Here is a 13117-nt window from a genome sequence, read left to right on the forward strand (position 1 = left end):
GGTTCCAAGTGCCGAAGCCCGTGGAAAAGAAGAAACGCGAAGACGGATTCACGCTGGTGGAGCTGATGGTCGTGCTCGCCATCATCGGTCTGCTCACCACGTTCGTCGTCATCAACGTGCTGCCGAGCCAGGACCGCGCGATGGTGGAAAAGGCGCGCGCCGACGTCGCGCTCATCGGGCAGGCGATGGAGATGTACCGCATCGACAACATGACCTATCCGCGCACCGAGGACGGCCTCCAGGCGCTCGTTTCCCCGCCCGCGACGCTGGCCCGGCCGGACCGCTATCGCAGCGGCGGCTACCTGCAACGCCTGCCCGCCGATCCGTGGGGCAACCCCTATCAGTATGCGTTCCCCGGCACCCACGGCCGCTACGACATCTTTTCGTTCGGCGCCGACGGAAAGCCGGGCGGGGAGGGGGACGATGCCGATATCGGCAACTGGCAGAACTAGGGCCGAAAGCGGCTTCACCCTCGTCGAGACGATGGTCGTGCTGGCAATCGTCGGCCTGATGGCGGCGGTCGTCGCTGTGAGCCTGCCCTCGTCGGAAGCCACGCTGGTGCGCGAAAGTGAACGGCTTGCGGCGCGCTTGCTCGCGGCGCGCGACCACGCCATCCTTGCGAACCGCGAGACATCCGCCATTCTCGACACGCGCGGCTACCGCTTCGTGATGCGCGACGGCAAAGCGTGGAAGCCGATGGACGATGCGCCGCTTGCCGACGCCGCGTGGCGCGGCGGCACGGTGCCGGTGCTTCCTGAAAACGGAGAGATCCGCGTCAGCTTCGACAGCGTCGGCATGAGCGAGGCGCAGACGCTGACGCTCATCAACGACGAGCGCCGCGCCGTCGTGCGCGTGCTCGGCTCGGGCGAGGTGAGGGTCGATGCGGGGGCGTGAGCAAGGCTTCACGCTGATCGAGGTGATGGTCGCGATGGCCGTGCTCGGCCTCGCCGTGCTCGCGCTGATCCGGCTCGGCGCCGCCAACGCCGCGACGGCGGGCCGCGTCGAGGACGTGCTGCTCGCCGACATCGTTGCCGAGAACGCCGTCGTCGACGCGCTCACCCAGCCCGCGCCGCCGGCGCTCGGCGAAACCACGGGCACGGTGGTGAATGCCGGCGTGAACTGGACGGTGACGCGGCAGGTCGCGCGCACGGAGAACCCGCGCCTTGTCCGCATCTCGGTCGCCGTGCGCGGTCCCGGCGGCGCGGCGGGCGATCTCACCGCCTTCCGGGGCGTCGCTGCGCCGTGAGGAACGGCTTCACCCTCGTCGAGACGCTGGTCGCGCTGTTCGTCTTCTCGCTGCTCGCGGCGGCGGCGGTCGTCGTGCTCGGCAACTCCGCCGACGCGCAGCTTCGCCTGTCCAACGTGTCTGCCTCGGTGCAGGATTTCCAGCGCCTGCGCGCCGCGCTCCGTGCCGATCTCGCTCAGGCCGCTGAGCGCCTGCCGCGCGGCGAGGCCGGGGAGGTGCGCCCGGCCTTCGAGAGCAGCGACGGCAGTGGGCGGCTGTTCGCCTTCGTCCGCCGCGGCTGGGAGAACCCCGGCGCCGCGCCGCGCGCCTCGGTGCAATATGTCGAGTACCGGCTTGAGAACGGTGCCATCGTGCGCCGCGCCCGCCCAATGGTGGACGGTGCGGCGTTCGGCGAGCCTGCCGTGCTGGCGAAGGGTGTCGCGTCCGTCGAGGTCGCATACCGCGCCGCGCCGGACCCGGCGTCAGATGCTGTTTCCACTGCCGACTGGCGCCCGGCGTGGGACCCCTTGCAGCCAACGATCCTCCCCGCCGCCGTCCGCATCGACGCCACGACCGCGCGCTTCGGCATCGTCCGCCAGCTCTTCCTCACGCAGGTGCCGCTGTGAAGCGCGCTCTGAAGCACCGGGGGCGCGAACGCGGCATGGCGCTGCTCACCGTGCTGATGCTCGTCGCGGTGATGGGGGCGCTGACGGCGACGGCGCTCGAAACCATCAACCGCTCGGTGCGCATGGCGGGCAACAGCCGCGTCGCCGCGCAGGCGCGCTACTACGTGCTCGGTGCCGAGGTGATGGCGCTCGAACGCATCGCGACACTCGTCGGCAGGGCCGGCGACACGCTGACATCGGCGGGCGGCTGGAACGGCCGCGAGTTCGTGTTCCCCACGCCGGACAACGCGGGAACCATCCGCGCCCGCGTGTCCGACGGCGGCAACTGCTTCAATCTCAACAGCGTCACGGACGGCGGCAGCCCCACCACGCTGCGCGCCCGCCCGCGCGGTATCGCGCAGTTCACCGCGCTGATGACGACACTCGGCATTTCCGATGCCGAGGCGCGCCGCGCCGCCTTCACCCTCGCGGACTGGATCGACGCGGATTCGTTGCCGCTCCCCCTCGGCGGGGAGGACGAGGCCTACACGCGGCTGTCGCCCGCCTATCGCACGGGAAACACGCTGCTGGCGGAGGTGAGCGAACTGCGCGCGGTTGCGGGGATCACGCCGGAAATCTATGACGTTGTCAGACCTTGGGTATGCGCCTTGCCGACAACTGAACTTTCGCCGATCAACGTCAACACGCTCGAAGCCGCGCAGGCGCCGCTGCTGACGATGATCATGCCGGGGCGGCTCACGCCCGAGGCGGCCCGCCAGGTGATGGCGAGCCGCCCTGCGGGCGGCTGGACCAATGCCCTCGACTTCTGGGAGGCGCCCGCGATCGCAGCGCTGACGCCGTCGAGCGAGGAACTCGATCAGGTGAAGCTCACGTCGCGCTGGTTCGCGCTCGAGATCGACGTGGACGTCTCGGGCTACACGCTCACCGAGACCGCGCTGCTCGATGTGTCGCGCGACCGCGCGCGCGTCGTGGAACGCCGCTGGACGGTCGAGGAATGAGCCGCCGCCTTTTCGTCCTGCTGCCTGCGTCGGGGACCGCGCTGCGCTGGCGCACACAGGGCGAGGACGGGCGCACGCTGGCGTCCGGGCTTCTCGTCGACGACGCCGAGGCACAGATCGACGAGGACACGCGCGTCACCGCCATCGTGCCGGGAAGTGCCGTGTCGCTGCACTGGGTGGAGCTTGCCGCAGCCTCCGCCGCGCAGGCCGCCGCCGCGGCGCGCCACCTCGCCGCCGATTTCGTCGCCGCGCCGATCGCCGATCAGCACGTCGCGGCGGCAGCGGTGGCAGACGCCGATGGGCGTCGCCTTATCGGCATCGTCGACAAGGGCGTGATGGCGGGCTGGCTCGCCACACTCGTGCATCACGGCCTCGATCCGGACGAGATGGTGCCCGCGCCGCTCATGCTGCCTGTGGCCGAGGACGCCGTCAGCACGCTCCGTTCCGGCGACACACTGCTCGTGCGTGCGTCGGACCTCGCGCTGGAAACCGAACCGGCGCTTGCCGAGATGCTGATCGGCGGCCGCGCGTTGCGCCCGATCCTGCGCGACATCCTCGATCTCCCGGCCTATCCCGACGCGCCGCTCAACCTCCGGCAGGGCGAATTCCGCAAGGCGCGGCCGCGCGCTGTCGGCCGCGCCGACATCCGGCGCATGGCCCTGCTCGCGGCGGGCGTCGTCGCAGCGTGGCTCGGCGCCGATCTTGCGCTCGCGCTGCGTCACCACTTCGCGGCGAACGCGATGGAGGCGGAGATGCAGGCACTCGCGGCGAAGGCGCTGCCGGGCGTGGTGATCACCGATCCGGCGCTTCAACTCCAGCAGCGCTACGCCGCCTCGGCATCGAGCGGCGGCTTCACCGGCATGGCGGCGTCGCTGTTCGGCGCGCTTCAGGCGAGCGGCACCATCCGGCTCGAATCGCTGCGCTACGAGCCCACGGGCGCGATGCGCGCCACGCTGATCGCCCCCGTGGGCGCGTCCGCCGAGCCCGTGAAGCAGCGCATGGTGGCGGATGGACTGAACCTCGTCGAGGGCGCCTCGCGCAGCGGCGACAACGGCCAGCGGATCGACATCGAGGTGACGCGCCTGTGATACAAACAGCGTTAACATGGTGGCAGGGGCGTGATGCGCGCGAGCAGCGGCTGCTTGCCGTACTCGGCGTGCTGCTCGCGGCGATGCTTGTCTGGCTGGCGATCCTGCGCCCGCTCGCGGCGTTTCGGGAAAGCGCCGCCGAACGGCACGCGCGCGTCGCCGCGCTGATGCCGTCCGTGCGCGACGCCGCTATCGGGATCGCGGCGGAAGAGGGTACGCCCGCGCGCGGCGACGGCCGCGCGGTGCGCGACATCGTCGCTGCTTCGGCAAATGCGGCGGGTCTCGAATTCACCTCTTCGCAGCCGGAGGACGGCGGCGTCCTCGTCAGTATCGCGGCGGTGAAGCCGACCTTCCTGTTCGGCTGGATCGCCGGGCTCGAACGGAACGGAGGCATCGTCGCGGACCGCGTGCTCGTGCAGCGTAACGACGATTCCACGGTCTCCGCGCAGATCGGCTTTTCGGACGGTCCGGCATGACGGCGCTGCCGACGCGTCGGCTGGCGCTGGTGTTCGCCGCGGCTTTCGCGCTGTGCCTGTTGCTGCTGTTCCCGCTGGCGCTCGCGCTGTCGCTGTCGCCGCTTCCCGCGCAGGGGTTTCACGCGCGCGCCGTTTCGGGGTCGATCTGGGCCGGGCGCGCCGAGGGCGCGGGCTTTGGCGGGGTACCGCTCGGCGATCTCCGTGTGTCGCTCTCGCCGTTCGCGCTCGCCACCGGCAAGGCGCGCTTCCGCTTCGCGCCGGAAACCGGCACGGCGGGGCCTGCGGGCGCTTTGATAGCCGCAAGGGGCGCCTTCGCTGCGGAAGGTGTCACGGCCGTCGTTCCGATGCCGCCGTTCGTGCCGGGTCTCGGCGCGACGCTTTCGCTTCAGGATTTCGGCGTTTCGTTCGCGGGCAACGCTTGTCGCGCGGCCTCCGGCGCGGTCACGGCCGACGTGCGCATGGAAACCGCAAATCTGTCGCTTGCCGGCACCGCGACCTGCGCGGACGGGCTTCTGCTGCTGCCGCTCACCGGGCGCACGCCCGCGGGCGACGCCAGCCTGTTCGTCCACATCGCGGGCAATGCCGGCTACACCTATGAGATCAGGGTCGCGAGTGCGCCCGAGACCGATGCCGGCTTCCTCGCCGCGGGTTTTGTCCGCGAAGGCGGCAATCTCGTGCTGCGCGGGGAGGGACGGCTGTAATGAGGCGTTTTGCGATCCTGCTCGGCGCGCTCGCCGCTTCGGCGTGCGGCGGCACGCGCGGCCCGGCGCCGCGCCCGCTGGCGACCAGCATTTCCGCCGAACGCCCGCTCGCCGAGCTGCCGCAGCAGGAGCTTCAACAGGGCCAGTGCGGCATGGCGCTCTGGCAGCGTACCGAGCCCGCGCGCCGCATCGCCTATATTCTGGATGAGCCGCCGAGCGCCCGCATCGTCGACGGCGGCAAGGTCATCGTGCTCGCGCGCACCGCGTCGGAGGGCGACCCCGTCGTCCGCCACGCACCCGTGCAGCGCTTCGCGGGCGCCGGGCACAGCATCGCCATCGACGTCCGCATCGAGCAGCGCGAGGGCCTGCTTGCGGGCGCGGTCATCCCTGAAGGCACGCTGACCTGGCAGTCGGCGCGCGGCTCGGTGGTGCTTCCGGTGTTCGGCCTGATCGGCTGCCGTTAGTTGCGCGCGGCGGTTGCCGTTGTTTGCAATGCCGACTTCGCAACATCGTGCGCGGAAACGACGCGTCCGTCCGAAAGCACGAGCTGCATGTCGTCTTCCTCCAGCACCTTCGCGTAGAGGTCCCGCGCCGCGAGGTCGCGGTCGGTTACGCGGTAGATCTGCGCGAGATTGAGCAGGCGCGCGGGATCGTCGGCATCCGTGCGCATCAGCTGCGATTCCGCCTTCTCCCAATTGCCCTTCATCATCGCGGCATAGCCGAGCGAACCAGGCGCGTAGCCGATCTCGGCCTGCTGGGTGGGCGACGTGGTGCAGCCCGCGAGGAACGCGGCGGCGGCAACGGCAGCGAACGCAAGTTTCATGGCAGACACTCCCTCGACTCAGGAACCTCATTTGCTCGAACATTACAATTTTATGACAGTCCCGTAAATGAAATATTACAGTTTTGTGACAGTGCCATGTATGTGCGGAAAACCGGGCTATGCAGCGCCCAAGACTTTGTACTTTGTTCGGCAAGCGCCGTTCGCGCATAGAGCGCAGCCATGAAGCGCCTCACCCATCTCGACCGCCTTGAATCCGAAAGCCTTCACATCTTCCGCGAGGTCGTCGCGGAGTGCGAGAAGCCGGTGATGCTGTATTCGATCGGCAAGGATTCCGCCGTGATGCTGCATCTGGCGAAGAAGGCCTTCTATCCGGCGCCGCCGCCGTTCCCGCTGCTGCACGTCGATACCACGTGGAAGTTCCGCGCCATGTACGACCTGCGCGAGAAGTCCGCGGCGGACGCGGGCATGGAGCTTCTCGTCTGGCACAATCCGGAGGCGAAGGAGCGGGGCATCAACCCGTTCGAGCACGGCTCGGCGCTCCACACCGACCTCTGGAAGACTGAGGGGCTGAAGCAGGCGCTCGACCACTACGGCTTCGACGCGGCCTTCGGCGGCGCGCGCCGCGACGAGGAGGCGAGCCGCGCCAAGGAGCGGATCATGAGCTTCCGCACCGCCACGCACCGCTGGGACCCGAAGAACCAGCGCCCGGAGCTGTGGAACCTCTACAACGTCCGCAAGAACAAGGGCGAGAGCATCCGCGTGTTCCCGCTGTCGAACTGGACCGAACTCGACATCTGGCAATACATCCACCGCGAGAGCATCCCGATCGTGCCGCTCTACTTCTCGGAGGAACGACCCACGGTGCGCCGCGGCGACCTGCTGCTGATGGTGGACGATGACCGCTTCCCGCTCGCCGAGGGCGAGACGCCGGAGATGCGCTCGATCCGCTTCCGCACGCTCGGCTGCTATCCGCTGACGGGCGCGGTCGAAAGCCGCGCGGCGACGCTGCCCGAGATCATCCAGGAGATGCTGCTCACCACGACGTCGGAACGGCAGGGCAGGGCCATCGACCACGATCAGGCCGCCTCGATGGAGAAGAAGAAGCAGGAGGGGTATTTCTGATGGCCCTCGAAGTCTACGGCTCCTCCGCGCTCATCGAGAGCGACATCGAGGCGTACCTCGAAAGCCACGAGAACAAGTCGCTGCTGCGTTTCATCACCTGCGGCAGCGTCGACGACGGCAAGTCGACGCTGATCGGCCGGCTTCTCTACGATTCCAAGATGATCTTCGAGGATCAGCTCGCGAAGCTCGCGGCGGATTCGAAGACAGTCGGCACGCAGGGCGGCGCCCTCGATTTCGCGCTGCTCGTCGACGGCCTCGCCGCCGAGCGCGAGCAGGGCATCACCATCGACGTCGCCTACCGCTTTTTCGCGACCGACAAGCGCAAGTTCATCGTCGCCGACACCCCCGGCCACGAGCAGTATACGCGCAACATGGTGACGGGCGCCTCCACGGCGGACCTCGCCGTCATCCTCATCGACGCGCGCAAGGGCGTGCTCACGCAGACGCGCCGCCACACCTACCTCGCGCACCTGCTCGGCATCCGCAACCTCGTGCTCGCGGTCAACAAGATGGACCTCGTCGGCTACGACCGCGCCGTCTTCGACCGCATCGTGATGAACTACCGGGCGTTCGCCTCGGAAATCGGGATCGCGCGGTTCACCGCCATCCCGATCTCGGGCCTTGCCGGGGACAACATCGGCAGCCGCAGCGCGAACACGCCGTGGTACGAAGGCCCGAGCCTCGTCGAGCACTTGGAGACCGTCGAGGTGGACGGCACCGCCCGGCAGGCGGGCCCCTTGCGGATGCCCGTGCAGTGGGTGAACCGCCCGGACCTCGATTTCCGCGGTTTCGCGGGGCAGATCGCGGCCGGTAGCGTGAAGCCGGGCGACGCGGTGCGCGTCGTGCCCTCGGGCAAGACCTCGAACGTCGCGCGCATCGTCACGGCGGGCGGCGACCTCGACGAGGCGGTGGCGGGCCAGTCGATCACGCTGACGCTCGCCGACGAGATCGACTGCTCGCGCGGCGACGTGATCGTCTCGGCGGATTCGCCCTTGGAAGTCGCCGACCAGTTCGAGGCGACCGTCGTCTGGATGGCGGACGCAAAGATGCTGCCCGGCCGCCCCTATTGGCTGAAGCTCGGCACCACCACCGTCTCGGCGACAATCACCGAGCCGAAGTACGAGGTGAACGTCAACACGCTCGAGAAGCTCGCGGCGAAGACGCTTGACCTCAACGCCATCGGCGTCGTCAACATCGCGCTCGGCAAGCCGATCCCGTTCGCGCCCTATGCGGAAAGCCGTGAGCTCGGCGGCTTCATCCTCATCGACCGGATGACGAACGCTACCGTTGGCGCGGGCCTCATCCACTTCGCGCTGCGCCGTTCGCAGAACATCCACTGGCAGGCGGCGGACGTTACGCGCGAGGCGCACGCTGCGCAGAAGGGCCAGCAGCCGAAGCTGCTGTGGTTCACCGGCCTCTCCGGCGCTGGCAAGTCCACGATCGCCAACCTCGTCGAGAAGAAGCTGCACGCCCTCGGCAAGCACACCTTCCTGCTCGACGGCGACAACGTCCGCCACGGGCTCAACAAGGACCTCGGCTTCACCGAGGCCGACCGCGTGGAGAACATCCGCCGCGTCGGCGAGGTCGCCAAGCTGATGACGGACGCGGGCCTCATCGTGCTCACCGCCTTCATCTCGCCGTTCCGTGCCGAGCGGCAGATGGTGCGCGCGATGCTGCCCGAGGGCGACTTCATCGAGGTGTTCGTCGACACGCCGCTCGCCGAGGCCGAGAAGCGTGACGTCAAGGGCCTCTACAAGAAGGCCCGCGCCGGCCAGCTCCGCAACTTCACCGGCATCGACAGCCCCTACGAAGCGCCCGAAGCACCGGAAATCCGCATCGACACCACGCGAATGTCGCCGGAGGACGCCGCGGACGCCATCGTGGAACGGCTGCTGAAGGCCTGATCTTCAGGGCCACCCTCCCGGAATGAAGGGCGGACCCGGCGGCTTCGACCTGCCATGTCTCGCCGGGTTTCACAGTCGAGGGACGACACACGCATGAAGGACGATCCGCGCCGCCGCCACGTCGCCGCTTATCCGTTTCGGATCGAACTGGTGCCGCGCTTCGGCGACATGGACCTCAACCGCCATCTCAACAACGTTGCGGTCGCGCGCTTCTACGAGGAGGCGCGCGTCCGCTTCCATTTCAGCCTGCATGAGCGGCCGGGTCTTGAACGCTTCCGCGTGTTCATCGCGCATATCGCCATCGACTATCTCGCCGAGGGCAACTGGCCCGATCCGTTGGAGGTCGGCGTCGGCGTCGTCCATGTCGGCGGGTCCTCCTACCGGCTCGGCCTCGGCATGTTCCAGCGCGGCGGCTGCATCGGGCTTTGCGATTCGGTGCTCGTGCACCTCGGCGAGGGCGGCAGCGCGTCTTTGCCGCCGCTGCTACGCTCAGCCCTTGAAGGTTTGCGCCTCCGCGCGGAGTGAGCGGCGCGACAGCCACCAGAAGCGGGTGAGCAGGAAGCCCGCCGAGACCACGCTGGCGATCACCACGGCCCAGACGAGGCCGATCAGGCCCATGCCGAGCGGCAATGCCAGCGCGTAGCCGAGTGGCAGCATCACGGCCGCGTAGCTGATCGTGTGCGTGAGTGTCGGCAGCCACACGTCGTCGCGGGCCCGGAGCGCGTTCGCGGCGACGACCTGCAATCCGTCCACGACGAAGAACAGTGTCGAAAGCGTCATGGCGGGCACGGCCAGCACGGCGAGCGCCGGATCGGCCGTGTAGGCGCTCACGATCGTCTCCGGCAGCAGCGCCACGATCGCCGCGATCACGACGAGCACGGACCCGGTCGCCGCGAGCCCCGTCATGCCCGACCGGCGCACGGCGCGGGCCGAGCGTTCGCCGTAGCCGCGCCCGACGAGCACCGCCGTTGCCGAGGCGAAGCCGAGCGGCACCATGAAGACGACCGCGGCGACGTTGAACACCACGGCCCATGCCGCCGCCTCGAGCCCGCCGATCAGGCCCGCGACGGCGTTCATGCCCGCAAAGGCGCTGGTTTCGACGAACAGCGACGCGGCCGAGGCGCCGCCGATCCAGATCAGCGGCTTCCAGCCCGGCGCACCGGGCGCCGCGGCGGAAAGACCGTATTCGCGCCGTACCGCGGGCCACATGGCGATGTAGGCGGCAAACGCCGCGACGAGCGCGGCGCGCGCGATCAAGGTGGCGGCTGCCGAAGCCACCGCGCCTTCCACCGGGAACGGCGAGGTGCCGGGCACCAGCCAGAGGTTCGCGGCGAGGTTGACGATGTTCGCGGCCCACATCAGCGCCGCCGCCGGGCCGGGTTTTCCGAGCGCCTCCAGCCAGAACGTGACGGCGATGGCAATGAGGTAGAACGGCATGGAAAGCGCGAAGGTCCGCGCGACCGCCGCCGCGCCGTCCGCGAGCGCGGGTTCGAGGCCGATGGCGTGCATCACGGGCGCGGCCCCGAGCCACAGCACCACACCGAAGACCACGCCGACGGCCGCGGCAAAGACAAGGCCGCGCCGCAGCACCGCGCCCGCATCCTCGGGGCGGCCCTCGCCGATGCGCTGCGCCGTCAGCACCTGCACGCCGGTGAGCAGGCCGACGCCCGTCGTCAGCGCGACCATCGTCGGCGCCCAGCCGAGCGCATGGTAGCCGAGCTCGGCCGAGCTGTGGTGCCCGACGACGATGGCGTCCGTCAGCCCCATCATCATGATGCCGAGGCGCGACAGGATCACCGGCGAGGCGAGCGCCAGCAGTTCGGAGAGGCTTCCGCGCGCGGCGGCGGGGGATGTCGTGTGCATTCTCTGGAACCGGAACCAAAACAGCCGGCCCGGATACGCGAAACCGATGACATTGGCGAGTGCATCCGTGTACGATGCCGTCGTACAAGGCGCTGAGGCGTGAAGGAGGCCCCGTTGGTGCTGAAGGTGGGTCAGGGACATGGCATGTCGCCCGCGCGTCTCGCGCGGATCGACGACTTCCTGGAGCAGAAGTACGTGGCTTCGGGCAAGCTGCCGGGCACGCTCACGCTCGTCGCGCGCCGGGGCGAGATCGCCCACGTCGGCGTGCGCGGCCTTGCCGATCGCGAACGCGGCGTGCCGGTCGCCGAAGATACCATCTTCCGCATCTATTCGATGACGAAGCCGATCACGTCGGTGGCGTTCATGATGCTGGTGGAGGAGGGGCGCGTCGCGCTCGACGATCCCGTCCACCTTTATATCCCCGGATGGAAGGGCCTGCGCGTCTACGCGGGCGGCATCGACAAGCTGGGGTTCCAGATGACGGCACCCGCCCGACCGATGCTGGTGATCGACCTGCTGCGCCACACCGCGGGCCTCACCTACGGTTTCCAGAACCGCACCAATGTCGACGCCGCCTACCGCGCGCGCGGCATCGGCGAGATCGAGAAGGGCACGATCACGCTGGATCAGATGATCGCGGGCCTTGCCGAGCTGCCGCTCGAGTTCTCGCCCGGCGAGAAGTGGAACTATTCGGTGGCGACCGACGTGCTCGGCTATCTGATCGAGCGCATCACCGGGCAGCGTTTCGAGGACTTCCTGCGCGAACGCCTGCTGACGCCGCTCGGGATGGTCGACACCGACTTTCAGGTCCGTGCGGGTGAGGAGGCGCGTCTTGCAGCCTGCTACGCGCTCACTCCGAACGGCCGTACCATCCTTCAGGACGATCCCGCGCTTTCCGGCTTCCGGGGGCCGCCCGCGTTCGTCTCGGGCGGCGGCGGCCTCGTCGGCACCGCGCACGATTACCTGAGGTTCGCGCAGATGCTACTGAACGGCGGCGAGGCGGACGGCCATCGCCACATCAGCCGCAAGACGCTGGAACTGATGACCGCGAACCACCTGCCGGGCGGCGTCGACCTGCCGGCGCTGTCGGTCTCGCTGTTCTCGGAGGCGAACTACAACGGCATCGGCTTCGGCCTCGGCTTCGCGACGACGATGGACCCGGCGAAGACAATGATCGCAGGCTCGGCGGGCGACTATTTCTGGGGCGGCGCCGCCTCCACCGCCTTCTGGATCGACCCGGCCGAAGACCTGATCTGCATCTTCATGACGCAGCTCATCCCCTCGTCGTCCTACCCGGTCCGCCGCGAACTCAAGACGATGGTTTACGCCGCGATCGAGGATTGAGCCGCAAAAAGCCCCTCCTCTTCAGGGGAGAAGCGGTCAGAGTTCGCGCGCGGCGAACGTGTCGCACTGGTTCGGATCGCCGGTTTCGTAGCCACGCTTGAACCAGTTCATGCGCTGCGCGGACGTGCCGTGCGTGAAGCTGTCGGGCACTACGTAGCCCTGCGACTGGCGTTGCAGCCGGTCGTCGCCGATGGCGTTGGCGGCGGTGAGCGCTTCCTCGATGTCGCCGGCTTCGAGGTGCTGCTGGTTGGAGCGCGCCCAGAGGCCCGCGTAGCAATCGGCCTGAAGCTCCATGCGGACCTGGAGCGCGTTCGCCTGTGTCTTGCCGACGCGTGCCTGCTCGCGGCGGAGCTGCTCGGAAAGGCCGGTGACGGTCTGCACGTGGTGGCCGACCTCGTGCGCGATGACGTAGGCCTGCGCGAAGTCGCCGCCCGCGCCGAGCTGCTGTTCGAGCTGGTCGAAGAAGCTGGTGTCGATGTAGATTTTCCGGTCCGCCGGGCAATAGAAGGGGCCGGTCGCGGACTGCGCCGCGCCGCAGCCGGACTGGCCGAGGCCCGCGTAGAAGACGAGCGTGGGCTCCGGGTAATTTTGTCCGGACTGCTGGAAGATGGTGTTCCACGTGTCCTCGGTATCGGCGAGGACGGTGCAGGAGAAACGATGGAGGTCGCTGCGCTCGCAGCCCGCGCCTTCGCCGGGTACGGCGGAGGGCGCCTGCTGCTGCGGCACGGCGACGCCGCCCTGCTGCGACAGGCCGCCGAGAAGCTGCATCGGATCGACGCCGAACACCAGCGCCAGCACGACGACGATAACGAGACCGCCCACCCCAAGCCGCCCTTGCCGCCGACGGGTAGCCGGCCGCCGCCCATCGGGAAGCCCATGCCGCCGCGCCCGGTCTGGTCCTCGACGTTGTCGCTCATTCTGCGGCCGCGCCAGCGCATGGATGGTCTCCCCTGATTGTCCGCAGGCAAGGTTACCGGCTTGGCCGG

General features: G+C 69.0%; 16 protein-coding genes and 1 pseudogene. 13 read left to right on the forward strand and 4 right to left on the reverse strand.

The genetic code is table 11. The annotated features are described in order from the left end of the window. Window positions 1-8: 8 nt before the first annotated feature. Genes gspG through PE061_RS14260 form a run of 9 tightly spaced genes read left to right on the forward strand, consistent with a single transcriptional unit; the run spans window position 9 to window position 5578 of the window. Window positions 9-452, forward strand: a complete 444-nt coding sequence (gene gspG, locus PE061_RS14220; protein ID WP_336296998.1) for a type II secretion system major pseudopilin GspG — start codon at window positions 9-11, stop codon at window positions 450-452. Further along, the gene (locus PE061_RS14225; RefSeq protein ID WP_271255912.1) at window positions 424-894 is read left to right on the forward strand and encodes a GspH/FimT family pseudopilin; all 471 of its coding nucleotides are present in this window, start codon (window positions 424-426) and stop codon (window positions 892-894) included. The genes gspG and PE061_RS14225 overlap by 29 nt, the downstream gene beginning before the upstream one ends. Then, window positions 881-1246, forward strand: a complete 366-nt coding sequence (gene gspI, locus PE061_RS14230; RefSeq protein WP_271255913.1) for a type II secretion system minor pseudopilin GspI — start codon at window positions 881-883, stop codon at window positions 1244-1246. Before PE061_RS14225 ends, gspI begins: the two co-directional genes overlap by 14 nt. Further along, window positions 1243-1851, forward strand: coding sequence for a type II secretion system minor pseudopilin GspJ (gspJ, locus tag PE061_RS14235; RefSeq protein ID WP_271255914.1), 609 nt, complete (start codon window positions 1243-1245; stop codon window positions 1849-1851). Before gspI ends, gspJ begins: the two co-directional genes overlap by 4 nt. Continuing rightward, window positions 1848-2849, forward strand: coding sequence for a type II secretion system minor pseudopilin GspK (gspK, locus tag PE061_RS14240; protein ID WP_271255915.1), 1002 nt, complete (start codon window positions 1848-1850; stop codon window positions 2847-2849). The genes gspJ and gspK overlap by 4 nt, the downstream gene beginning before the upstream one ends. Further along, window positions 2846-3937, forward strand: a complete 1092-nt coding sequence (gene gspL / locus PE061_RS14245) for a type II secretion system protein GspL (protein WP_271255916.1) — start codon at window positions 2846-2848, stop codon at window positions 3935-3937. The genes gspK and gspL overlap by 4 nt, the downstream gene beginning before the upstream one ends. Next, window positions 3934-4413 (forward strand): type II secretion system protein GspM, encoded by a 480-nt coding sequence (gspM, locus tag PE061_RS14250; RefSeq protein WP_271255917.1) that lies wholly within the window; start codon window positions 3934-3936, stop codon window positions 4411-4413. Before gspL ends, gspM begins: the two co-directional genes overlap by 4 nt. Continuing rightward, window positions 4410-5114: a type II secretion system protein N gene (gene gspN, locus PE061_RS14255; protein ID WP_271255918.1), complete on the forward strand. Its 705-nt coding sequence runs from the start codon at window positions 4410-4412 to the stop codon at window positions 5112-5114. The genes gspM and gspN overlap by 4 nt, the downstream gene beginning before the upstream one ends. Continuing rightward, window positions 5114-5578, forward strand: coding sequence for a hypothetical protein (locus PE061_RS14260; protein ID WP_271255919.1), 465 nt, complete (start codon window positions 5114-5116; stop codon window positions 5576-5578). Before gspN ends, PE061_RS14260 begins: the two co-directional genes overlap by 1 nt. Here the strand turns inward: PE061_RS14260 and PE061_RS14265 are convergent. Continuing rightward, window positions 5575-5937: a tetratricopeptide repeat protein gene (locus tag PE061_RS14265; protein WP_271255920.1), complete on the reverse strand. Its 363-nt coding sequence runs from the start codon at window positions 5935-5937 to the stop codon at window positions 5575-5577. The genes PE061_RS14260 and PE061_RS14265 overlap by 4 nt on opposite strands. Window positions 5938-6117: 180 nt before the next feature. Between PE061_RS14265 and cysD the strand changes: the two genes are divergently transcribed. From cysD to PE061_RS14280, 3 genes are all read left to right on the forward strand, one after another. Then, the gene (gene cysD, locus PE061_RS14270; protein WP_271255921.1) at window positions 6118-7020 is read left to right on the forward strand and encodes a sulfate adenylyltransferase subunit CysD; all 903 of its coding nucleotides are present in this window, start codon (window positions 6118-6120) and stop codon (window positions 7018-7020) included. Next, window positions 7020-8924, forward strand: a complete 1905-nt coding sequence (gene cysN, locus PE061_RS14275; RefSeq protein ID WP_271255922.1) for a sulfate adenylyltransferase subunit CysN — start codon at window positions 7020-7022, stop codon at window positions 8922-8924. The genes cysD and cysN overlap by 1 nt, the downstream gene beginning before the upstream one ends. 93 nt (window positions 8925-9017) lie before the next feature. Then, complete coding sequence (locus PE061_RS14280; RefSeq protein ID WP_271255923.1) at window positions 9018-9449, forward strand: acyl-CoA thioesterase; 432 nt, start codon at window positions 9018-9020, stop codon at window positions 9447-9449. Here PE061_RS14280 and PE061_RS14285 read toward each other — a convergent pair. Then, on the reverse strand, window positions 9414-10787 hold the full coding sequence (locus PE061_RS14285) for an MATE family efflux transporter (protein WP_271255924.1): 1374 nt from the start codon (window positions 10785-10787) through the stop codon (window positions 9414-9416). The genes PE061_RS14280 and PE061_RS14285 overlap by 36 nt on opposite strands. 144 nt (window positions 10788-10931) lie before the next feature. On the opposite strand from PE061_RS14285, the gene PE061_RS14290 reads away from it, so the two are divergent. Continuing rightward, on the forward strand, window positions 10932-12131 hold the full coding sequence (locus tag PE061_RS14290) for a serine hydrolase domain-containing protein (RefSeq protein WP_271259209.1): 1200 nt from the start codon (window positions 10932-10934) through the stop codon (window positions 12129-12131). 36 nt (window positions 12132-12167) lie between these two features. Here PE061_RS14290 and PE061_RS14295 read toward each other — a convergent pair whose 3' ends face one another. After that, the gene (locus tag PE061_RS14295; protein ID WP_336296999.1) at window positions 12168-12953 is read right to left on the reverse strand and encodes a neutral zinc metallopeptidase; all 786 of its coding nucleotides are present in this window, start codon (window positions 12951-12953) and stop codon (window positions 12168-12170) included. Window positions 12954-13003: 50 nt separating this feature from the next. Beyond that, window positions 13004-13069, reverse strand: a pseudogene (locus tag PE061_RS21690) (hypothetical protein); the annotation flags it as partial. Between the last annotated feature and the right edge of the window lie 48 nt (window positions 13070-13117).

The sequence above is a fragment of the Sphingosinicella microcystinivorans genome (assembly GCF_027941835.1).
GTDB lineage: Bacteria > Pseudomonadota > Alphaproteobacteria > Sphingomonadales > Sphingomonadaceae > Sphingosinicella.